The 21195-nt window shown below is 62.1% G+C and carries 20 protein-coding genes; 18 read left to right on the top strand and 2 right to left on the bottom strand.

Annotated features, from left to right (window positions below):
* The first annotated feature begins 65 nt into the window (after nt 1-65).
* The 18 genes from AC07OJ_RS30000 (at nt 66) to AC07OJ_RS29915 (ending at nt 18904) form a co-directional block, all read left to right on the top strand.
* Nucleotides 66-1403, top strand: coding sequence for a UDP-glucose dehydrogenase family protein (locus AC07OJ_RS30000; RefSeq protein WP_107339005.1), 1338 nt, complete (start codon nt 66-68; stop codon nt 1401-1403).
* Nucleotides 1404-1411: 8 nt separating this feature from the next.
* Nucleotides 1412-2716, top strand: a complete 1305-nt coding sequence (locus AC07OJ_RS29995; protein WP_495095747.1) for a lipopolysaccharide biosynthesis protein — start codon at nt 1412-1414, stop codon at nt 2714-2716.
* The gene (locus AC07OJ_RS29990; RefSeq protein ID WP_495095746.1) at nt 2703-3296 is read left to right on the top strand and encodes an acyltransferase; all 594 of its coding nucleotides are present in this window, start codon (nt 2703-2705) and stop codon (nt 3294-3296) included. The genes AC07OJ_RS29995 and AC07OJ_RS29990 overlap by 14 nt, the downstream gene beginning before the upstream one ends.
* A gap of 1 nt (nt 3297) precedes the next feature.
* On the top strand, nt 3298-4530 hold the full coding sequence (locus tag AC07OJ_RS29985) for a glycosyltransferase family 4 protein (protein WP_282397559.1): 1233 nt from the start codon (nt 3298-3300) through the stop codon (nt 4528-4530).
* A complete protein-coding gene (locus tag AC07OJ_RS29980; protein WP_495095745.1) occupies nt 4508-5830 on the top strand; it encodes an O-antigen ligase family protein in 1323 nt (440 codons plus the stop codon). Before AC07OJ_RS29985 ends, AC07OJ_RS29980 begins: the two co-directional genes overlap by 23 nt.
* A gap of 31 nt (nt 5831-5861) precedes the next feature.
* The gene (locus tag AC07OJ_RS29975; protein WP_495095744.1) at nt 5862-7007 is read left to right on the top strand and encodes a glycosyltransferase; all 1146 of its coding nucleotides are present in this window, start codon (nt 5862-5864) and stop codon (nt 7005-7007) included.
* Nucleotides 7004-7573 carry an LbetaH domain-containing protein gene (locus AC07OJ_RS29970; RefSeq protein ID WP_065906189.1) on the top strand — a complete coding sequence of 190 codons (570 nt, stop codon included), beginning with the start codon at nt 7004-7006 and terminating at the stop codon, nt 7571-7573. The genes AC07OJ_RS29975 and AC07OJ_RS29970 overlap by 4 nt, the downstream gene beginning before the upstream one ends.
* A complete protein-coding gene (locus tag AC07OJ_RS29965) occupies nt 7570-8505 on the top strand; it encodes a glycosyltransferase family 2 protein (protein ID WP_106804263.1) in 936 nt (311 codons plus the stop codon). Before AC07OJ_RS29970 ends, AC07OJ_RS29965 begins: the two co-directional genes overlap by 4 nt.
* Before the next feature lie 69 nt (nt 8506-8574).
* Nucleotides 8575-9696: a GDP-mannose 4,6-dehydratase gene (gmd, locus tag AC07OJ_RS29960; RefSeq protein ID WP_065906193.1), complete on the top strand. Its 1122-nt coding sequence runs from the start codon at nt 8575-8577 to the stop codon at nt 9694-9696.
* A gap of 2 nt (nt 9697-9698) precedes the next feature.
* Nucleotides 9699-10676: a GDP-L-fucose synthase gene (gene fcl / locus AC07OJ_RS29955; protein ID WP_495095743.1), complete on the top strand. Its 978-nt coding sequence runs from the start codon at nt 9699-9701 to the stop codon at nt 10674-10676.
* Entirely contained in the window at nt 10676-11884 is a 1209-nt protein-coding gene (locus AC07OJ_RS29950; RefSeq protein ID WP_495095742.1) for a glycosyltransferase WbuB, read from the top strand. Before fcl ends, AC07OJ_RS29950 begins: the two co-directional genes overlap by 1 nt.
* Before the next feature lie 5 nt (nt 11885-11889).
* On the top strand, nt 11890-12348 hold the full coding sequence (locus tag AC07OJ_RS29945; RefSeq protein ID WP_282397555.1) for a GDP-mannose mannosyl hydrolase: 459 nt from the start codon (nt 11890-11892) through the stop codon (nt 12346-12348).
* A gap of 19 nt (nt 12349-12367) precedes the next feature.
* Nucleotides 12368-13777: a mannose-1-phosphate guanylyltransferase/mannose-6-phosphate isomerase gene (locus tag AC07OJ_RS29940; protein WP_495095741.1), complete on the top strand. Its 1410-nt coding sequence runs from the start codon at nt 12368-12370 to the stop codon at nt 13775-13777.
* Nucleotides 13778-13957: 180 nt separating this feature from the next.
* On the top strand, nt 13958-14197 hold the full coding sequence (locus AC07OJ_RS29935; RefSeq protein ID WP_065906202.1) for a hypothetical protein: 240 nt from the start codon (nt 13958-13960) through the stop codon (nt 14195-14197).
* 86 nt (nt 14198-14283) lie between these two features.
* Complete coding sequence (locus AC07OJ_RS29930) at nt 14284-15396, top strand: polysaccharide biosynthesis/export family protein (protein ID WP_495095740.1); 1113 nt, start codon at nt 14284-14286, stop codon at nt 15394-15396.
* Between the two features lie 12 nt (nt 15397-15408).
* A complete protein-coding gene (locus AC07OJ_RS29925; protein WP_495095739.1) occupies nt 15409-16068 on the top strand; it encodes a YjbF family lipoprotein in 660 nt (219 codons plus the stop codon).
* Nucleotides 16065-16832, top strand: coding sequence for a capsule biosynthesis GfcC D2 domain-containing protein (locus AC07OJ_RS29920; RefSeq protein ID WP_495095738.1), 768 nt, complete (start codon nt 16065-16067; stop codon nt 16830-16832). The genes AC07OJ_RS29925 and AC07OJ_RS29920 overlap by 4 nt, the downstream gene beginning before the upstream one ends.
* Complete coding sequence (locus AC07OJ_RS29915; protein ID WP_495095737.1) at nt 16829-18904, top strand: YjbH domain-containing protein; 2076 nt, start codon at nt 16829-16831, stop codon at nt 18902-18904. Before AC07OJ_RS29920 ends, AC07OJ_RS29915 begins: the two co-directional genes overlap by 4 nt.
* Nucleotides 18905-18941: 37 nt before the next feature.
* Here the strand turns inward: AC07OJ_RS29915 and AC07OJ_RS29910 are convergent, their stop codons facing one another.
* Both AC07OJ_RS29910 and AC07OJ_RS29905 read right to left on the bottom strand, forming a co-directional pair.
* Entirely contained in the window at nt 18942-20333 is a 1392-nt protein-coding gene (locus AC07OJ_RS29910; RefSeq protein WP_495095736.1) for an undecaprenyl-phosphate glucose phosphotransferase, read from the bottom strand.
* 227 nt (nt 20334-20560) lie between these two features.
* Entirely contained in the window at nt 20561-21190 is a 630-nt protein-coding gene (locus AC07OJ_RS29905) for a winged helix-turn-helix domain-containing protein (protein ID WP_065906212.1), read from the bottom strand.
* Nucleotides 21191-21195 lie beyond the last annotated feature (5 nt).

The raw sequence follows: 21195 nt of genomic DNA, 5'->3' as shown, positions 1-21195 counted from the left end.
CACCGGCACTTTAAGCCCTGCGCGCAGCACCTTTACCACTGGCCGTACGTTCAACGAGAAACGCTATGAAAGTAACAGTATTTGGCATCGGTTATGTGGGCCTGGTCCAGGGAGCGGTACTCGCTGAAGTCGGTCACGACGTGCTGTGTGTCGATATCGACGCCCAGCGGGTCGAGCGCCTGAACCAGGGCCATATCCCGATCTATGAGCCTGGCCTGGAGACCCTGGTCAGGGAAAACCACGCGGCGGGCCGCTTGAATTTCACCACCGATGCCGTCGCCGGGGTCAAGCATGGTGAAGTGCAATTTATCGCGGTGGGCACGCCGCCGGATGAAGACGGCTCCGCCGACTTGAAATACGTGCTGACGGTGGCCGAGACCATCGGCCAGCACATGCAGGCCCCGTTGACCATCATCGACAAGTCCACCGTGCCGGTGGGCACCGCCGACAAGGTCAGCGCGCGCGTGGCTGCCATGCTGGCCTTGCGTGACCGTACCGACTTGACCTTCGACGTGGTCTCCAACCCCGAGTTTCTCAAGGAAGGCTGCGCGGTGGCCGACTGCATACGCCCGGACCGTATTGTCATCGGCACCGCCAGCCGGCATGCCGAAGCGGTGATGCGCGAACTGTATGCGCCGTTCAACCGCAACCACGAAAAGATCATCGTGATGGATGTGCGCAGCGCCGAACTCACCAAATACGCCGCCAATTGCCTGCTCGCCACCAAGATCAGTTTCATGAACGAGATGGCCAACCTGGCGGAAAGGCTGGGGGCCGATATCGAGATGGTGCGCCAGGGCATCGGCTCCGATCCGCGCATCGGCTACCACTTTCTGTATGCCGGCGTCGGGTATGGCGGGTCGTGTTTTCCCAAGGATGTCCAGGCGTTGATCCAGACCGCCGATGGCATCGACTTCGACGCCACGCTGCTCAAGGCGGTGGAACGGCGCAACGCCGAACAGAAAAATACCCTGTTCAACAAACTGTCCAGTCACTTCAAGGGTGAACTGGCGGGCAAGACCTTCGCGCTGTGGGGGCTGAGTTTCAAACCCAATACCGATGACATGCGCGAGGCGCCCAGCCGTGTGCTGATGGAAGCGCTCTGGCGTGCGGGCGCCAAGGTGCAGGCGTTTGACCCGCAGGCCATGGAAGAAACCCAGCGGCTCTACGGCGACCGCGACGACCTGCGCCTGTGCGGGACCAAGGAGGCCGCCCTCAAGGGCGCCGACGCCTTGATGATTGTCACCGAATGGCAGGTGTTCAAGGCACCGGACTTCACGGTGATCCAGCAGCAGCTCAAACAGCCGTTGATTTTTGACGGGCGCAACCTGTACGACCCCGCGAGTGTGCTGAAGAAAGGCATTCACTACATATCCATCGGGCGACCTCTCGACACCGTATAGGTCATCCCATGAGCGTAGTTAAAAGAATCGTCAATGGCATTGGTGCCAACTCGTTCGGCCAGGTGGTCAACCTGCTGATCCAGTTGGTGAGTGTGCCGGTACTGATCGCCAGTTGGGGCTTTGGCGCCTACAGCGAGTGGGTGGTGCTGTCGGCGATCCCCACCTACCTGGCGCTGTCTGACCTGGGCGTGACCACGGCGGCGTCGAGCAAGGTGGTGATCTGGCATGAACGCGGGCGGGTCAGGGTGGCCCGTGCGGTCTACAGCACCAGCTTTGCGTTTTTAGTCCTGGCGGGGCTCAGCGTGCTGGTGCTGGCCCTCGGGGCCATGGCGTTTTTCGACCTGTTCGGCGTGCTCAATCTCCACGCCATCAGGAGCCACGATGGGGTGTTGATCCTGTCGGCACTCACCGGCTATTCGCTGCTGTGCCTGTTCACCAACATGATCTCGATCCGCTACCGGGCCAGCAAGGCGTTGCCGTTGTCGGCCTTCATCATGAACGTCATCAGGATGCTCGAATGGACGGCCGCATTGGTGTGCGCTTCGCTCACCCACAGCCTGGTCGCTACCAGCCTGACGCTGCTGGGCGTGCGCCTGATCGGCCTCCTCAGCAAAAACCTGATTGCCAATCGGCTGGGCATCACCTTGCGTTTCGACCCGGCGGCGATCGGCAAGCGTGCGTTCACCACCTTGATCAAACCCTCGATTGCCTCGCTGGCGTTTCCCATCGGCCTGGCGCTGAACGTGCAGGGCTTGATCATCCTGCTGTCGGTGCTGCTGTCGCCGGCCCATGCGGCGATCTTCGGCTTGTACCGCACCATTTCGAGGGTGCTGGTGCAGTTCTCGACGGTGGTCAACCAGTCCCTGTGGCCGGAGATCTCCTATGCATTTTCGGTCGGAGACAACCAATTGGTCAGGAAGATGATTCGCTACGCCTTGAAGTTTTCACTGCCCATCGCCTGTGTGCTGGGGGTGCTGGTGGTGGTGTTTGGCGGCACCATATTCGATGTGTGGTCGGGCCGGAAGGACGATTACTCCAGCACCATCATGCTGGTGCTGACCCTCGGCGCACTGACCCATGTGGCCTGGCAGGTGTACTGGGTCGCGTTGATGGCGACGGCGTCCTACTCGCGCTTCGCACTGGTGTTCATGCTGGTGTCGATAGCCAGTGTGCTGGCGGTTTTCGGCCTGGCACAACCCTTCGGCCTGCTCGGCGTCTGCTATGTGCTGGTGGCCACGGAAGTCGTGTTGTTCTGCTTTGCCAGGCACGGTTTTCATCGTCTTGAAGTGAGGATGGCCCGTGTTGATCAATGACTTGATTCGGCAGCGATTGAAAGTCAACCCGCTGACGCTGGAGGGCCTCAAGTACCTGGCCAAGCGTGTGCTGTTGCTGGGCCGGCTGCTCAAGGCCAGTCGCCGCCAGCGTGCATTGCGTCGCCAGGGCGCCACGCTGGGCTCGCTGGTGATGATCAACGCTTGCGAGTTCGAAGGGGCGCTGGCGCGCTTCAGCATTGGTACCGGCAGCTTTATCGGCCAGCGCAGCTTCATTCAATTGCACGCCCCCGTGCGCATCGGCGCCCACGTCGCGATCAATGAGGGCGTGAGGATCCTGACCGGCACCCATGCCCTCGATGACCCGGCCTGGCGCCTGAAGGTTGCAGCGGTGGTGATCGGTGATTACGCCTGGATTGCCACCGGCGCGATGATCCTGCCGGGCGTCACGATCGGCGAGGGCGCCGTGGTGGGGGCGGGCAGTGTGGTCAACCGCGATGTGGAACCCTTCACGGTCGTGGCGGGCAACCCGGCGCGGGTCGTCAGGCAGCGTGCCACGCGCACGTTCACCTACAGTCCGGCGCGTTCAAGTGCCATCGTCGAAGCCTGGATGGGGAAATAAAATGATTCTCGTCGCCCATCCCGTCGGTAACCAGAATGTCCGTGCGTTGCTGCGAGCGTTGAACCAACGACAGCTGCTGCATTCCTTTCATACCTCGCTGGCGCTGCACAAGGATTCGCTGCTGTGCCGCCTGCCTATCGTAGGCAAGGAGTGCCTGCGCCGCACCTTTGACCAGGTCGATGGCGCGCTGCTGCACAGCTACCCGCGCTACGATGTGCCGCGCGTGCTCTGCGACAAGCTCAAGTGGTTTCGCCTCACGCAGCGCAACAGCGGAATGTTCTGCCCGGAAAATGTGTACCAGCACATTGACCAGTCCAGCGCGCAGTTCTTGTACCGCTCCGCGCGCAAACCCCGGCACGTGTACGGCTACGACGGCAAGTGCCTGGCCTTGTTCCGCGCGGCCCGCGACATCGGCGGGATCACCCTCAATTATGAGGCGGCCTTTGGCTCGGTCGCCTACGCGTGCAAAGTCCTTGAGCATGAGCGCGAGGCCAACCCCGCGTGGCGCGCCAGCATCCCGAACATCAGTGACGACACCGTGCGCAAGCAGACCACCGAGTTGGCGCTGGCGGACAGGATCATCGTCGCGAGTACGTTTGCCAAGCGAACCCTGGGTGACTTTGGCATCGCCCCAGGCAAGGTCTCGATCACACCCTACGGTGCACCGGCGCCGCTGGCACATCCGCCGGCAGCGGTGCGCCCCGGTGCGCGGTTGAAGGTGATGTTTATCGGCGCGCTGACCCAGCAGAAAGGCCTCTCGTACTTCTTCGAGGCGCTGAACCTGGCCGCCAGCAGTGTTGCCCTCGACGTCACGGTGATCGGTGGGGACTACGCCAACGGCCGTAACCCGACGCTCAACGCCGAGCTGAAAAAGGTCCAGTGGTTCAGCTCGGCCTCCCACGATCAGGTGATTCGCCATCTGCAGGAGGCTGACGTGCTGGTCCTGCCGTCACTCGCCGAGGCGTTCGGCCTGGTGGTCGGTGAAGCGCTCTCCACGGGGACGGCGGTGATCGTCTCGCAGAACTGTGGCGCGGCCGACCTGGTCGTCGAAGGGGTCAATGGCTACGTGGTGCCGATCAGGTCCGCCGAAGCCATTGCCAGCCGCCTGGTGGAACTGGCCAGTGATCGGCAGAAACTCGCGACGTTGAAGCACAACGCGCTGCTGTCTGCCGGCGGCACGACCTGGGACAGCTACGCCAGGGAGGTGCTGGATGCAATCCTTTGCCAGCCCTGAACGGCTCAGCCTGCACGAGCGCTACCGGGCCCGCGTGGTCAGTGCGTTCGTGCTCATCTACCTGCTCATCCTGTTCGAAGGGATCTTGCGCAAGTGGGTGGTGCCCGGCCTCAGCTCGGTGATCTATTTCATCAAGGACCCGATTGTCCTTTACATCTACTGGTGTGCCTTCAGGTTCGGGTTCTTTTCGAAAAACCTGGTGTCGGCTTACTTCGTGGTGCTGGTCATGGTGTTCTTCGTGCTGGTGTCGGCGTTTTTATTGAGCAGCCCTGAAGGGTTCGTCATCTACGGCTACGGCGTGCGCAACTACCTGCTGTATTTCCCGTTGATCTTCGTGGCCGGCAAGACCCTCAGGCTGACGGATGTCTATCGGTTCGCGCGCATCACACTGTTTGCCGCGATCCCGATCAGCGTGCTGGTGGTGCTGCAATATTCGTCCGGGCCCCAGGCGTACGTCAACAAAGGCATCGGCGATGACGACTTCATCTTCATGATCGCCGACGGTGTCGTCAGGCCGTATGGGACCTTTACCTTTACCGCCGGGCACGTGGTGTATGTCTCCGCCTGCTTTGCGTTCCTGGTCGCGTCGATCTTCGACAAGGCGCTGTTCCAGGCGGTGTTTGCGCGCCGCTATGGCCTCTTTGCGGTGTCTGCGGCCTCGGTGGCGGTGATGTGTTTTCTCACCGGCTCAAGGGCCATCTATGCCTATGCGGCGATCGTATTGCTCGCTGCGCTGGTGGTGGCCTTGATCAAGAAGTCGCAGCGCAACCTGCTGGCGCTGTTCCTGCTGGCGGCCGCGTTGTTTGTCAGCCTGTTGATCTTCATGTCGACCGACAGCTACCAGGTACTGGTCGAGCGCAACCGCAGCGCGGTGGCCAGTGAAGGCTCGCCGGTGACCCGCGCATTTTCCAGCCTGTATGCATTTACCCGGGTGGTCGACGACGCGCCGCTGTGGGGGCACGGCATCGGGTCGGGCACCAATGCCGCCTCGACCCTGCTGCGCGCCGGGCGCGAGCAGGGCGCAGGCTTCTTGCTGGCCGAGGACGAGTGGTCGCGAATTGTCCTGGAGATGGGCCTTCCTGCCGGGGCGATGTTCATCCTGTTCAGGATCTTTGTCCTGCTCTGGTTGCTGCTCAAATCCTATAAGGCGCTGGTGCGCCAGGGCACGGGGGTGCCGCTGCTGCTGTGCGGGTTCCTCGCGCCGATTTTGTTCAACGGGGTGATGACCATGCAGGGCACGTTCCTGGCGTTTGGCGTGCTCTACGCCTGCCTGATTCTCGCCGCCTGCAAGAAATCCTGAATCCACTCAACGCATCAGCGGACGACAGCACTTGAAGTTACTAAGAATCATCTCTTCGGTTAAACCGGAAAATGGCGGCCCGATCAACGCCGCTCGGGAAATTGACAAGGTGCTGGTCCAGGACGGGCATCGGGTGGATGTCTTGACGCTGGATGCGCACTTCGCGGTCGACTACCCGGGCGCTGTGCACTTCATGGGGCCGAGTCGGTTTGGCTACGGGCTGAACGGCAATATCCGCCAATGGCTGGAGCAGCACGCGCGCGAGTACGACTTCTTCATCATCAACGGGTTGTGGCAGTACCACGGTTTCGTCGCCCGCCGGGTGCTGAACGCGCAGGATAGGCCGTACATTGTGTATACCCACGGCATGCTCGATCCCTGGTTCAAGCACGAATACCCGCTCAAGCATTTGAAGAAATGGTTGTATTGGCCGTGGGGTGAGTACCGGGTGCTGAGGGATGCCAAGCGCGTGGTGTTTACCAGCGAGGAAGAGAAAATCCGCGCGCGTGAGTCGTTCTGGCTGTATCGCGCCAACGAGACGATCACCGCCTACGGCACCGCCAGCCCGCCGGCTGACGGCGCGCGCCTGGCGCAGGCCTTTATCGAGGATCACCCCGAGTTGCAGGGCAAGCGGCTGATCCTTTTCCTGAGCCGCATCCACGTCAAAAAAGGCTGCAATCACCTGCTGCAGGCGTTTGCCCAGGTCGCTGGCCAGGACGCGCGTTTGCACCTGGTGATGGCCGGCCCCGATCAAGGCGGTTGGGGCCAGGCGCTGCGGGCGCAGGCCGAGCAGTTGGGGATCGCCCACCGCGTGAGCTGGCCTGGCATGTTGCAAGGCGCCGCCAAGTGGGGGGCGTTCTATGCGGCCGAGGTGTTTTGCCTGCCTTCCCATCAGGAGAATTTTGGCGTGGTCGTGGCTGAAGCCCTGGCCTGCGGCAAGCCGGTGCTGATCAGCAACAAGGTGAATATCTGGCGTGAAATCGACCAGGACGCCGTCGGGTTTGTCAGTGAAGACACCGCCGCCGGAACCGTGCTTAACCTGCAACGCTGGCTGCAGCTCGATGTGCCAGGCTACGCGCAGATGTCGGCACGCGCCAAGGTGTGTTTCAGCCAACGCTTTCATATCCGCCGCGGCGCCCAGCGCCTTTTGGAAATCGTGCGGGAGTGTTGCCCATGATTCTCCAAGGCAACGACCCGCATCGCTCGGCGTCATTTTCACTCGGCCATCGGATCCGCCGTCAGCTGTGGAACATGGTGTACGTGGTGCTGTTTCGCACCAGCCCACGCCCGTTTCATGCCTGGCGGGCGTTCTTGCTGCGCCTGTTCGGGGCGCGACTGGGCAAGGGCGTGCACGTGTACCCACGGGCGAAAGTCTGGGCACCGTGGAACCTGGAGCTGGGTGACCACGTCGGGATTGCCGATGGCACCACCCTCTACAACATGGCGTTGATCCGGATCGGGCGCTACAGCGTGATTTCCCAGGGCGCGCATTTGTGCGGTGGCTCCCACGACTACAACAGTCGCAATTTCCAGCTGTATGCCAAGCCCATCGTGCTGGGCGAGCACGTGTGGGTGTGTGCCGAGGCCTTTATCACCCTTGGCGTGTGTATTGCCGATGGCGTGGTGGTGGGCGCGCGCACCCTGGTGATCAAGAGCATCGCGCAGCCATGGACTGTACATGCCGGGCATCCGTCGCGGCAGATCAGCCAGCGCACCCAACACGTGCAGGAGTCGAGGCCATGACCCGCGAAACCGTCAGCGTCATTATCCTGACCTACAACGAAAGCCTGCACATCGCCCGTGCCATCGACTCGGCACGCGCCTTCAGCGACGAGGTGCTGGTGGTCGACTCGTTCTCCACCGACGACACCTGCGACATCGCCCGCCGTCACGGCGCGCTGGTGGTGCAGCACCCCTTCGTCAACCAGGCCAAGCAGTTCCAGTGGGCGTTGGACCACCTGCCGATTACCGGCAACTGGACGATGCGCCTGGACGCCGACGAGATCATCGAGGCCGACCTGGCCTCCGCGATCAATACCCGCTTGCCGACATTGGCCGGCGATATCACCGGCATCAACTTCAAGCGCAAGCATATTTTCATGGGGCGCTGGGTGCGCCACGGCGGGCGCTACCCGCTCAAGATGCTGCGCCTGTGGCGCAGTGGGCTGGGGCGCGTGGAAGACCGCTGGATGGATGAGCACATCTCGGTGGCCGAGGGCCGCACCATCACCCTGGACGGCGGATTTGCCGACCATAACCTGCATGACCTGACCTTCTTCACCCACAAGCACAACCAGTACGCCACCCGCGAGGCGATCGAAGTGCTGAACGCACGGCTGGGGTTGTTTGCGATCCGCGATGAACTGCACACCGGGCAGAGTTCCTTGCAGGCCCGCACCAAGCGGCTGGTGAAGAACCGCCTGTACAACCGCGTGCCATTCACCCTGAGTTCCACCGCGTATTTCCTGTGGCGCTACATCATCCAGCTGGGGTTTCTCGATGGCCGCAGTGGCCTGGTCTATCACCTGCTGCAGGGCTACTGGTACCGCTTCCTGGTGGGCGCAAAAGTGCTCGAACTGGAAACCGCGATTGCTCACTTAACCGACAAGGAAGCCATTGTCCGGGAACTTTCAAAGTTGACCGGCCATAACTTGAACCTGCCCACACCGAAGTAACTGACCGTTTTTAACAAACACCCAAGTTTGGGTGAAGGCCTTCGCTCGCCTATCAATCGGGAGACAGACATGAACAAAGTTGCGCTTATTACCGGGATTACCGGTCAGGACGGCTCGTACCTGGCGGAGCTGCTGCTGGAAAAAGGCTATACCGTGCACGGTCTCAAGCGGCGTTCATCGTCGTTCAATACCCAGCGCATCGATCATATTTACCAGGACCCCCAAGCCCTGCACAAAAACCTGATCCTGCACTATGGCGACCTGGCGGATTCGTCGAACCTGACGCGCATCATCCAGCAGATCCAGCCGGACGAAATCTACAACCTCGGCGCGCAATCCCACGTCGCCGTGAGCTTCGATTCACCGGAGTACACCGCCGATGTGGATGCCCTCGGCACGTTGCGTATCCTTGAGGCAATCCGCCTGCTGGGCCTGGAAAAGAAGACCCGCTTCTACCAGGCCTCGACCTCCGAGTTGTACGGGCTGGTGCAGGAAACCCCGCAGAAGGAAACCACGCCGTTCTACCCGCGCTCGCCCTATGCGGTGGCCAAGCTGTATGCCTACTGGATCACCGTGAACTTTCGCGAGGCCTACGGGCTGTACGCGTGCAACGGCATCCTGTTCAACCACGAGTCGCCGCGTCGCGGCGAAACCTTTGTGACGCGCAAGATCACCCGCGCCCTGACCAACATCGCGCTGGGCCTGGAGCAGTGCCTGTACATGGGCAACATGGACGCGCTGCGCGACTGGGGCCATGCCAAGGACTACGTGCGCATGCAGTGGATGATGCTGCAGCAGGACAGCCCCGAGGACTTTGTGATCGCCACCGGCGTGCAGTATTCGGTGCGTGACTTCATTCGCTGGTCGGCGGCGGAACTGGGTGTGCGCCTGCGCTTTGTCGGCAAAGGCGTGGAGGAAGTGGCGGTGGTGGAACACATCGACGGTGATCTGGCGCCGGGCGTCCTGGTCGGCGATGTGATTGTGCGGGTGGACCCGCGTTACTTCCGTCCGGCGGAGGTCGAGACGCTGCTGGGCGACCCGTCCAAGGCCAAGCACAAACTGGGCTGGACCCCGGAGATCAGCGCCCAGGAAATGTGTGCGGAGATGGTGCGCGAAGACCTCAAGGTCGCCCAGCGCCATGCCTTGTTGCGCCTGCATGGGCATGACGCACCGATTGCCGTGGAGAACTGAGCATGGCACGTGATCTGGATGCGCGGATTTTCGTCGCCGGCCATCGCGGCATGGTCGGCTCGGCCATTGTGCGGCGCCTGTGGGCCTTGGGCTATACCCGAATCCTCACGGCCAGCCGTGATCAACTCGACCTGCTCGACCCCGCGGCGGTGCAGGCGTACTTCGCCGAGCAGCGGGTGGAGCAGGTGTACCTGGCGGCTGCCAAGGTCGGCGGGATTCATGCGAATGCCACGTACCCGGCCGATTTCATCTACCAGAACCTGATGATCCAGGCCAACGTGATCCACGCCGCCCACAGCCATGGCGTGGCGAAACTGTTGTTCCTCGGCTCCTCCTGCATCTACCCGGTGCATGCACCGCAGCCGATGATCGAAGCGGTGTTGCTCGACGGCGCGCTGGAACCTACCAACGAACCCTACGCGGTGGCCAAGATCGCCGGCATCAAGCTGTGCGAAAGCTACAACCGCCAGCACGGCCGCGATTACCGTAGCGTGATGCCGACCAACCTGTATGGCCCTGGCGACAATTACCACTCCGAAAACAGCCATGTGATCGCGGCGCTGTTGCGGCGCTTCCATGAGGCAACCCAGCGTGGCGATGACGAGGTGGTGATCTGGGGCAGCGGCCGGCCCCGGCGTGAGTTTCTTCATGTGGACGACATGGCCGCGGCCAGCGTGCATGTCATGGAGCTGAGCCTCGAGCGCTATCGCGAGCAGACCCAGCCGATGCGCTCGCACTTGAATGTCGGCACCGGCGTGGACTGCACCATCGCCGAATTGGCCCAGGCGCTGGTGCGGGTCACCGGCTTCAAGGGGCGCTTGCGCTTTGACGCGAGCAGGCCCGACGGCGCCCCGCGTAAATTGCTCGACGTGAGCCGCATCAATGCCTTGGGCTGGGAGGCCTATGTGCCGTTGGAGGAGGGCCTGCGCGATGCCTACAACGCCTATCTCGCCGCCCTTGAACAGCCACGGGGCCAGTGATGAAGATCCTTCTGTACGGCATCAATTACAGCCCGGAACTCACCGGTATCGGCAAGTACAGCGGTGAACAGGCGCGCTGGTTGGCCAGCCAGGGGCATGACGTGCGCGTGGTGACGGCGCCGCCGTATTACCCGCACTGGCAGGTGGGCGCGGGCTATTCGCCGTGGCGCTATCGCACTGAACAAGACCATGGCGTGACGGTGATTCGCTGCCCGCTGTATGTGCCACGCCAGCCCACCGCGCTGACGCGGTTGCTGCACCTGATCAGCTTTTGCGCCAGCTCGTCGTTGGCGGTGCTGGGGCAGCTGCGCTGGAAGCCGGACCTGGTGATGCTGGTAGTGCCGACATTGTTTTGTGCCCCCCAGGCGTTGCTGCTGGCCAAGCTCAGCGGCGCGCGCTCGGTGCTGCATATTCAGGACTACGAAGTCGATGCAATGTTCGGCCTCGGCCTCGGTGGCGGATCACTGTTGCGGCGCGTGGCGTTTGGCATTGAACGCTGGTTGCTGCGGCGGTTCGACCGGGTGTCGACGATTTCCACCGGCATGCTCGACAAGGCCCGTGGCAAAGGCGTGCACAGCCAGCGGTTGCTGTTTTTTCCCAACTGGTCGGAGACCGCGCGTTTTCGCCAGGTGCCGCGCAACCGCGCATTGCTGCAACGCCTGGGGGTGCCGGTGGGCGCGCGGGTGCTGTTGTACTCGGGCAACATCGGCGAGAAGCAGGGGCTGGAACTGATCCTCGAGGCTGCCAAGGCCCATGCCCAGCGTGCAGAGCTGGTGTTTCTGATCGTCGGCGAGGGCACGGGCAAGGCGCGGTTGCTGGAGCGCGTCGAACGCGATGGCTTGCGCAATGTGCTGTTTGCACCGTTGCAGGCGTATGCCGACCTGCCGGCCCTGCTGGCGTCGGCAGACGCGCACCTGGTGATTCAGAAGCGCGGGGTGGCGGACGCGGTGCTGCCGTCCAAGCTCACCAACATTCTGGCGGTGGGGGGCAACGCGATCATCACCGCCGATCCAGGCACTACCCTCGGCCGCCTGTGCGAGGAGCACCAGGGCATTGCCGTGCTGATCGAACCGGAGTCGGTCGCCGCGCTGAACGCCGGGATCGAGCGCGTGCTGGCACTGCCCGCGCGCAATGAGGTGGCGTTGAACTACGCCAAGGAGTTCCTCGACAAGGAACGCATTCTGCAACGTTTCCTGGCACAGGTTTGACGTGTATGTGGCTTGATTTACCGACCTTCCAGACGGTCGTGGCATCGACGCCGCTGGTGGCGATTGACCTGGTGGTGCGCAACAGCCGAGGCGATGCGCTGCTGGGCCTGCGCGTCAATCGCCCGGCCTATGGGTACTGGTTCGTGCCCGGCGGGCGTATCTACAAGAACGAAAGCCTCGACAACGCGTTTCGGCGCATCAGCCGCGACGAGCTGGGGCACCCGTTCGAGCGCGCCCATGCACGGCTGCTGGGCGTGTTCGAACACTTCTACGATGACAGCGTATTTGCCAACGCCGGAGCTGGGCCGGACACCCACTACGTGGTGCTCAGCTATTGCCTGGAGCTGGCTGACCACCAGACGCTGCAGCCGCCCACGGAGCAACACCGGCAGTATCGCTGGTGGCCCCAGGACGAACTGCGTTTCAGCCCACGGGTGCACGAAAACACCCGCGCCTATTTCTGATTCTCCCGAGGATGCTCTGATGTTATTACCGGTGATCATGGCGGGAGGGTCGGGGTCGCGCCTGTGGCCGCTCTCGCGGCAATTGAACCCCAAACAGTTCCTGCGCCTGACCGACGCACACCTGTCGATGCTGCAGCAGACCATTGCCCGGCTGGAAGGCGCCAATGTCGCCGTGCCGCAGTTGATCTGCAACGAGCAGCACCGTTTCCTGGTGGCCGAGCAATTGCGTCAGCTGGGCCTGGAGCACGCGAGCATCCTGCTTGAACCGGTGGGGCGCAACACCGCGCCGGCCATTGCGCTGGCGGCGTGCAAGGCGCTGGCCGAGGCCGATGACCCGATCCTGCTGGTGCTGGCCGCTGACCACTTGATCGAGGATATCCCGGCGTTCCATGCCAGCCTCGAGGTGGCGCTGCCGCTGGCCCGCGCTGGCAAGCTGGTGACGTTCGGCATCACACCCACCCGTGCGCACACCGGCTATGGCTATATCGAGCGGGGGGACGAGGTAGGCGAGGGCGGTTACCAGGTCCGGCGCTTTGTCGAGAAACCGGACGCGGCCACGGCGGCAACGTATGTGGCCAGTGGCGGGTATTTCTGGAACAGCGGCATGTTCATGTTCCGCGCCAGCCGTTACCTGCAGGAGCTGGAGCGCTTTCAACCGGCGATCCTCGAAGCCTGCCGCGTGGCACTCGAGGGCGGCAGCCAGGACCAGCCGTTTACCCGGGTTCACGCGGCCACCTTCGCGGCCTGCCCGGATGACTCCATCGACTACGCCGTGATGGAGAAAACCACCGACGCGGTGATGGTGCCGCTGCAGGCGGGCTGGAGTGATATCGGCTCCTGGTCGGCGTTGTGGGAGGCCAGTGAAAAAGATGCCAGTGGCAACGTCATACGCGGCGACGGGTTGACCCTGGATACGCGCGACAGCTACGTGCACGCCGACAGTCGTCTGGTGGCCACGGTGGGCGTGCAGGACCTGATTATTATCGAGACCAAGGACGCGGTGCTGGTGGCCCACAAGGACCAGGTGCAGCAGGTCAAGGCTATCGTCGACCAGCTCAAGCAGGCCGGTCGCCATGAGCACCTCAACCACCGCGAGGTGTACCGGCCCTGGGGCATGTACGACTCGGTCGACGCCGGCCCGCGCTATCAGGTCAAGCGCATCACCGTGAAGCCCGGGGCAAAGTTGTCGGTGCAAATGCACCACCACCGCGCCGAGCATTGGATCGTGGTCAGCGGTACGGCACGGGTGACCAATGGCGAGCAGACCTACCTGGTCTCGGAAAACCAGTCGACGTATATCCCCATCGGCCAGGTGCATGCACTGGAAAATCCCGGGGTGATTCCACTTGAGTTAATTGAAGTGCAGTCGGGCGCTTATTTGGGCGAAGACGATATTGTGCGCTTTGAAGACAAGTACGGCAGGGCCTGAAGTTTTCGACAATTAATAACATTCGCCCTGACGCCCATTGCTACCAATGCACACACTGCCGGGCGCTTCATCGCTAAAACGTTATTTTCAACTGAGTGAGCACGTTTTTATCCGTCTGGTGTGCGGTTTAGTTGAATGGCACTATCGGCCGGACTACTCACTGACGATAAGGAGTCTGTTATGAGAAAACCACTGGCTATTATGTTGCTCAGTCTCTTGAGTACGTCGGCGCTGGCTGCCGAGTTGCCGTTGGGCCTCGACACGACCGTGGTGGGTTCGGTGACGGTCGGCGAAACCCTGCTGATCGGCAGCGCGATTGTCGCCGGCGTGGCGGCTGCGTCCAACAGCGGCGGCAGTTCCAACGGTGGCACGACCACGGGCACAACCGGCACGACCGGTACCACGGGCACCGGCAACTAAGTTGTAGACCTTCCTTTTACAGGCCGCTTGGAATCCCCTCCAAGTGGTCTTTTTTTCTTGTCGAATATCGCGAGTGTCCAAGCACTATGAGGCGTCTTTTTCCTGTTGCGGCCGTGGCCGCTGCATTGTTGCAAGGTTGCATGTTTGCCCCGGGTCAATATATGGATACCGCGGCAATGACCCAGGAGGGTAGCGCTGAAAGTAGCCGCGTGGAGTTAATTCCGATCACCCCAAAGTTATTGGCCATGGACGCCGCCACGCGCGAGCCTTATTCATTACCCAAAGAACTACTGGATTATAAACCGGCGCCTTATTTGATCGGTCCCAATGACGCGTTGTATATCACGGTCTGGGACCACCCCGAACTGACCGCGCCGTCCGGCCCGCAACAGCAGATCGATGCCAACGGCCGGCTGGTCAATCCGGATGGCAACCTGTTCTACCCGTATGTCGGTGAAGTGGTTGCCAAGGGCCGGACCCTGGCCGCGCTGCGCAGTGAGATCACCGAGAAGCTGCGCCAATACATCGACAGCCCGCAAGTGGATGTCAGCGTCCTGCGCTTTGCCAGCCAGCGCGTGGTCGTGACCGGCGCGGTCGCCAAGGCCGGGCCGGTGCCGATCACCACGATCCCGATGAGCGTGATGGAGGCGGTGGCCACCTCGGGTATCGACCCGCAGAATGCCGACCTCTCCAACCTGACCCTGACCCGTGGCGGCAAGCGCTACACCCTCGACCTGGACACGTTGAACAAGGACCTGTCGCGCCTCAACGATATCTACGTCAAGGACGGCGACCAGCTGTACCTGCCCTACAACGACCGCAAGCGTATCTATGTGATGGGCGAGGTCATGCAGCCCCGCGCCCTGAGCTTCAAGACCCGCAGCATGAACCTCTCCGATGTGCTGGGCTCGGCAGGCGGGGTCAACCAGAACACCTCGAATGCCGACGCCATCTACGTGATCCGTGGCGCACAGAACATCGAGGTGGAGCCGGCCAAGGTGTTCCAGCTGGAAGCCGCGTCGCCCTCCGCCATGGCCCTGGCCACGCGCTTTGATGTGCAGCCCCAGGACGTGGTGTTTGTCGGCCCCGCCAATATCACGCGCTGGAACCGTTTTATCAGCCAGTTGCTGCCGTCCGCTTCGATCATTGGCATCGGCGCTTCCACTCAAAACAACCTGAGCGAAGCCAGCAGCCGATAAGGTGGACCTTGCGTGAACAGTCTGAAGCGTACGATTTACGCGTCTACGGCGTGGTTACTGTGTGCCTGCAATCCACTGATGCAGGCCTCGCTCGATACCTTCAAGGCGGCGGCTGGCGGGCCTTCGCCGCTGGTGGTGAGCCAGGCCCAGGTGGACGCCGTGCCCTTTCCCCAGATCAAGGTCACCACGGTGTCCAGCGAAGGCGTGATGGCGCTGATTCGCCAGCGCGGCGACCTGCAGTTCTGGGTTGCTTCCGGCAAGCAGGTGCTGCTGATACGCGATGGCCTGGTGGTGCGTACGGTCGGCCTGGGTGCCGATCTGGATGGCACGCGCTGGCAAGGCCGGTCGCCGTTCCAGCAGGGCTTGCACCGCGTGCCCGACGGCTATCGCAGCACACGCCAGATTGATGTGGTCGAGGGCTATCAGTTGGGGATCACGGTCACCAGCCGCTTCCAACGCCGAGGCATCGAGACCCTGGAGATCCTCGACAAACCCTACGCCTTGCTGCGCATCGATGAGGACATCGAGGCCCAGGCCCTGGGTTTTCATGCGCGCAACCGTTATTGGGTCGACCCGGTTGACGGCACGATCGTGCAGAGCGAGCAGCACCTCACCCCGCGTTTAAGCCTGACCATCACCCAACTCAAACCCGCCCGCAAGGAGGCGCCATGACGCTGCGCAGAAGATGGGCCCTGGCGGTGCTGTGGAGTTGTGCCACGGCTTGCCAGGCAGCGGTTACCGTCAGCGGCGAGGTGCGTGACACGCAGCCCATCAGCTGGCGACCGGGTATGCGCCTGCTCGACGTCATGACCGCCGCGCAACCGGATGCCCAGGGCTATTGGCTGGCGGCGGCGTGGCTGCACCAACCCTTGCTGGAGCGCCAGGCACGGCTCAAGGCCGGCGTGCTGTTTGACCTGGACACCCTGCGCCGTGCCGCGTTGGCGGCCGGGCGTGAGAGCCGGGCGCGGGCAGCGGCGCAGCTGTATCGACAGGTACTGGCGCTGCCGGTCACCGGTCGCCAGATCGCCAAGCTCGACCCGGTGGCGGTGGAGGTCGGCTTTGCGCCCAACCTGCCGGTCAGTGAGGGTGATCGGCTGATCTACCCGTCACGACCCGACACCGTGCGCGTGTTCGGCGCCGTCGTCGCCACCTGCACCTTGGCATTCCAGCCGATGCAACTGGCGCGCGCTTACCTGCGCGCCTGTCCGGCCCTGGCAGAGGCGGATGCCGACCAGGTGTGGCTGATCCAGCCCGACGGTAATGTCACGCGCCTGGGCGTTGCCCCCTGGAATCGCGCAGACGGCCTGCCGCTCGCGCCCGGCAGCACGCTGCTGGTGCCGATCCGCAGCGATGACCTGGATCCGCCCACGCCCGAGCTGAACCCGCAACTGGCCGAGTTTATTGGCACCCAACCCCTGGCCGAGGTCTCGCCTTGAAATTATGTATTGCAGCCGTGCTGCTGGTGCCGTGTGGCGTCGTGCATGGCGATCCCCGTTATACCCAAAGCGATTTCGGCGGCGTCGGGCTGCTGCAAACGCCCACCGCCCGCATGGCGCCCGCCGGCGAACTCAGCGTGAACGCCAACCGGACCGAGCCCTACAGCCGCTACAGTTTTTCCGCGCAGCCGCTGGACTGGCTGGAAGGCACCTTTCGCTACACCGCGATTACCAACCGCCCGTATGGCGCCGAGTCGTTCAGTGGTGGCCAGAGTTACAAGGACAAGGCGGTCGATGCCAAGGTGCGCCTCTATCAGGAAAGCCACTGGTTGCCCGAGGTGGCGCTGGGGCTGATGGACCTGGGCGGCACCGGCCTGTTCTCCAGCGAATACCTGGTGGCCAACAAGCGCTACGGCGACCTGGATTTCAGCGCCGGCATCGCCTGGGGCTACCTGGGCAGTCGCGGCGATTTCGGCAACCCGCTGGGCGCGGTGGACGACAGTTTCAACACGCGGCCCACCGCCGAAGGCTCCGGCAGTTTTTCCAACGGCTACTTTCGCGGCCGCCCCGCAGTGTTTGGCGGTGTCGCCTACCAGACACCCTGGGCGCCGCTGAGCCTCAAGCTCGAAGTGGAGGGCAACGACTACAAGCACGAGCCCCGCGACAACCACTTTCGCCAGGACTCGCCGATAAACCTGGGCATGGTCTACAAGCTCGCTGACTCCATCGATGTGAGCGCCGCCTGGGAGCGTGGCAACACCGCCATGTTCGGCATCACCTTGCACACCAATTTCGTCAGCCGCAAAGCGCCGGTCAAGACCTACGATCCACCGCCGCCCAAGCTGCCGCCGACGCCGCCCACCACGCCGCTGGACCAGGTCGATTGGGCCGCGGTGTCCCAGCGCCTGCACGACAACGCCGGCTACAACGTGCAACGTATCGCCCAGCGCGGGCCGGAGTTACTGGTGTATGGCGAGCAGCAGCGCTACTTCTACAGTGCCAAGGCCGTGGGTCGCGCCAGTCGGATCCTCGACAACAGCGTCAATGACCAGATCGATTGGTTCACCCTGGTCAGCGAGCGCTACGCCATGCCGATCGAGGAAACCAGTGTGCCGCGCAAGACGTTCCGCGAGGTGGTCGACAACCGCGAGCCCCTGGAGAACCTGCACCGCCAGGCCGAAGTCAATCGGCCCAGCGCCACTCCACCGACCGTACTCTATACCCAGCCACCCAAGCCCTTTAGCTATGGCTTGGGCCTGGGCTACAAGCAGAATGTCGGCGGGCCGGATGGCTTGCTCTATCAGGTCTCCGCCGACCTCGACGCCGAGTACCGCTTCACCCGCAATACGTGGTGGAGTGGCCTGCTCAGTGTCAACCTGCTGAACAACTACGACGGTTTCACCTACGACGCCCCCACTGGCCTGCCCAGGGTGCGCACCGACCTGCGCCGCTACATGACCAGCTCCGATGTGACCCTGCCGACCTTCCAGCTCAACCATGCGCAGCGACTCGACCAGGACCTGTACGGCATGGTCTACGGCGGCCTGCTGGAGTCGATGTATGCCGGGGTCGGCAGTGAAGTGCTGTACCGCCCGATGGGCCAGCGCTGGGCATTGGGAGCGGACCTCAACTACGTGCGCCAGCGCGGTTTCGAGCAGGATTTCAGCCTGCGTGACTACCGCACCGTGACCGGCCATATCACTGGCTACAGCGAGTTGCCGTTCAACCTGCAGGGCGCATTGAGTGTCGGCCGCTACCTGGCCAGGGACTGGGGCGCCACCCTGGACCTGTCGCGCGAATTCAACAATGGCGTGCGGATTGGGGCCTGGGTCACGCGCACCAACGTGTCCAAGGAAGACTTTGGCGAAGGCAGCTTCGATAAGGGCCTCTACCTGTCCGTTCCCTTTGACGAGTTGATGAGCCTGTCGACGATGCGCCGCGCCAACCTGGTGTGGGCGCCGCTGACCCGTGATGGCGGGGCCAGGTTGAACCGCGCGTATTCACTGCATTCGATGACTGATGGACGCGACAGTGACCTGTTCTACAAGAACATCGACAAGATCACTGAGTGAGACGGGAAGGGGGGCAGGATGCCCCCCTTTTTTTGCGTCAGTAGATGTCCTTGGACAGCAGCGTGAACGGCGTCTTAATCAGGATCTTGATGTCCAGCCACAGTGACCAGGTATTGATATAGCGCAGGTCGATGTCCACGCGCCGTTGCATCTTTTCCAAGGTCTCGGTCTCGCCCCGGCAACCGCTGACCTGGGCCAGGCCGGTGATGCCGGGCTTGATGCGATGGCGGGCCATGTAGGCGTGGATCTTCCCCGAGTAGTAGTCGTTGTGCGCAATCGCGTGAGGGCGCGGCCCGACCAGGGCCATGTTGCCTTGCAGCACGTTGAACAACTGCGGCAATTCATCGATTGAGGTTCGGCGGATAAACCGGCCCACCGGGGTAATGCGCGAGTCGTTGCGGCTGGCCTGGCGTACCTCATGGTCGTCATGCACACGCATCGAGCGGAATTTCCACACCTTGATCACTTCGCCATTCCAGCCGTGGCGGTCCTGTTTGAAAATCACCGGGCCCGGGGATGTGAGCTTGATCAACAGGGCGAACACCAACAACACCGGGCTGAGCAGCAGGATCGCCAGCAGGGCGATGCTCTTGTCCAGCAATGACTTGCTCAAGGCGGCGGTGGGGCGGCTGGTCAGCGGGCTTTCATTGAGGAAAATCGCCGGCAGCCCGTCCACTTCGGCCACGCAGTGATTGAGCAGCAGCATGTTGTTCAGGTCGGGCACCCAGATCACGTCCACGCTGATGTCCAGCAGGTTGAGGTACAGCGCCTCGATGTGCGTGGCGTCCTGCAGTGAGTGGGTGATATAGAGCCGGCGGATACCGTGCTGTCGGATCAGCAGGGGCAATTGCGGCAGGTCGCCGAGGATCTGCGCGGGGGCGTCAGCGGCGATCTCGCTGTGGCTGCCAACGAGGCCCACCAGCGGCGAGCGTTTCTGCCGCGAGAGGGTCTTGGCCAGGTCCACGGCGAGCTTGCCGGTGCCGACAATCAGTGACTTGTGCCGTTCATGAAGTTGGCGGTGGTAATACCGGGAGGCACTGTGCAGCGGGATATAACACAGGGCAAGTAACGGGTAACTGACCGCCGCCCACAGTAATAACGTTTCCAGCGGAAACAGTTCGCTGGCATTGCAAATAATGCCGACAATAAACACGATGCCCACGGTCAACAGCCACCCCATGAACAGTCGTCCCAGGCCTACGCCGTAATCATCTTTTTTACTGTAGACATCACACACACTGTACGCCGGGAGCGAGGCCAGAATGGTGAAGGCGGCGAGCACGCGGTAGTTATATTCAAGTTGTCCCGTCTTGAGGAAAACCAGCATAAACAACAGCGCAACGACCAGGCTGGATGCAAGCATCCACTGGCCCCAGAAGGTTAAACCCTTGGGGGTCAGGTTGCGATGCATTCTAGTGTTATTCAGCATACTTCTGCTCCCGGTGGTGACCACGCACGTGGTGGCAGGGTTTAATGAAAAAACAACAGGCACGCGCAAGCGCGTACCCATGAATGGTAATGAACGGCCGGGGGCAATGGCTGACGACTTATAACAAGGTCAGGTGCGTATTTATTAGAGGTGGGTGTTATAAAAGGGCAGCTGAGAGAGGCAGTAAATGGCAGGGTTTTTAATAGAGTCCGGGTGTTTTTTTTATTTTAGCGACGCGCGGGAGTCAGCTCTAACGGCTTCTTGATTTTTTGCGTGAGGCAATAACCACGGTTCCTGACGGCGCGAAACAGGCGCTCGCCATCGTTGACCCGTTTGAACTTTTCCTGCAGTCGGCTCAAGCACATTTCGAGTCCCCGGTATAACTCGGGTTCACGCCCTATATTACGGATCAACTCTTCTTTGCTGACCACGCGTTCTTCATGGTGCAGCATCTTCTTAATTAAAGCCGACTCAATGGTGGTCAATGAAATCCGCAGACCACCTTTGACCAGGGTGCGGTCGTGTTGGGTCAGCAGCCAGAAATCCTGCGGGTGCAGTTGGGGTCTTTCGCTATTGATCTCCGTCGTTCGAGTGTGGGGCGTTGGCGGACTGTCCGGCGCCTCGGGCGCTGGCATTCTTGAAGCCTGCCGCGCAGCGTTAACCGGCTGTGCGTGCAAACCGAGGGAGTGAGTAATCACATAAGTGTTGAACCGTGCGCGCGTCGGTTGTGGGTCGAGGAAAGATGACGTTTTAGGCGCAGTGAGTTCGTAATGGAATAACTCTGCATTGGGCGTGAAGTCCTGCAGCGCTATCGCAGGAAGTGTCGCAGTGAAGGCATGTTTCTTGAGGGAGCTCATAGTGT

The sequence above is a fragment of the Pseudomonas sp. GW821-FHT09C08 genome (assembly GCF_059418125.1).
The sequence above is the reverse complement of the archived record's forward strand: the minus strand, read 5'-3'. Positions and strand labels throughout refer to the sequence as shown.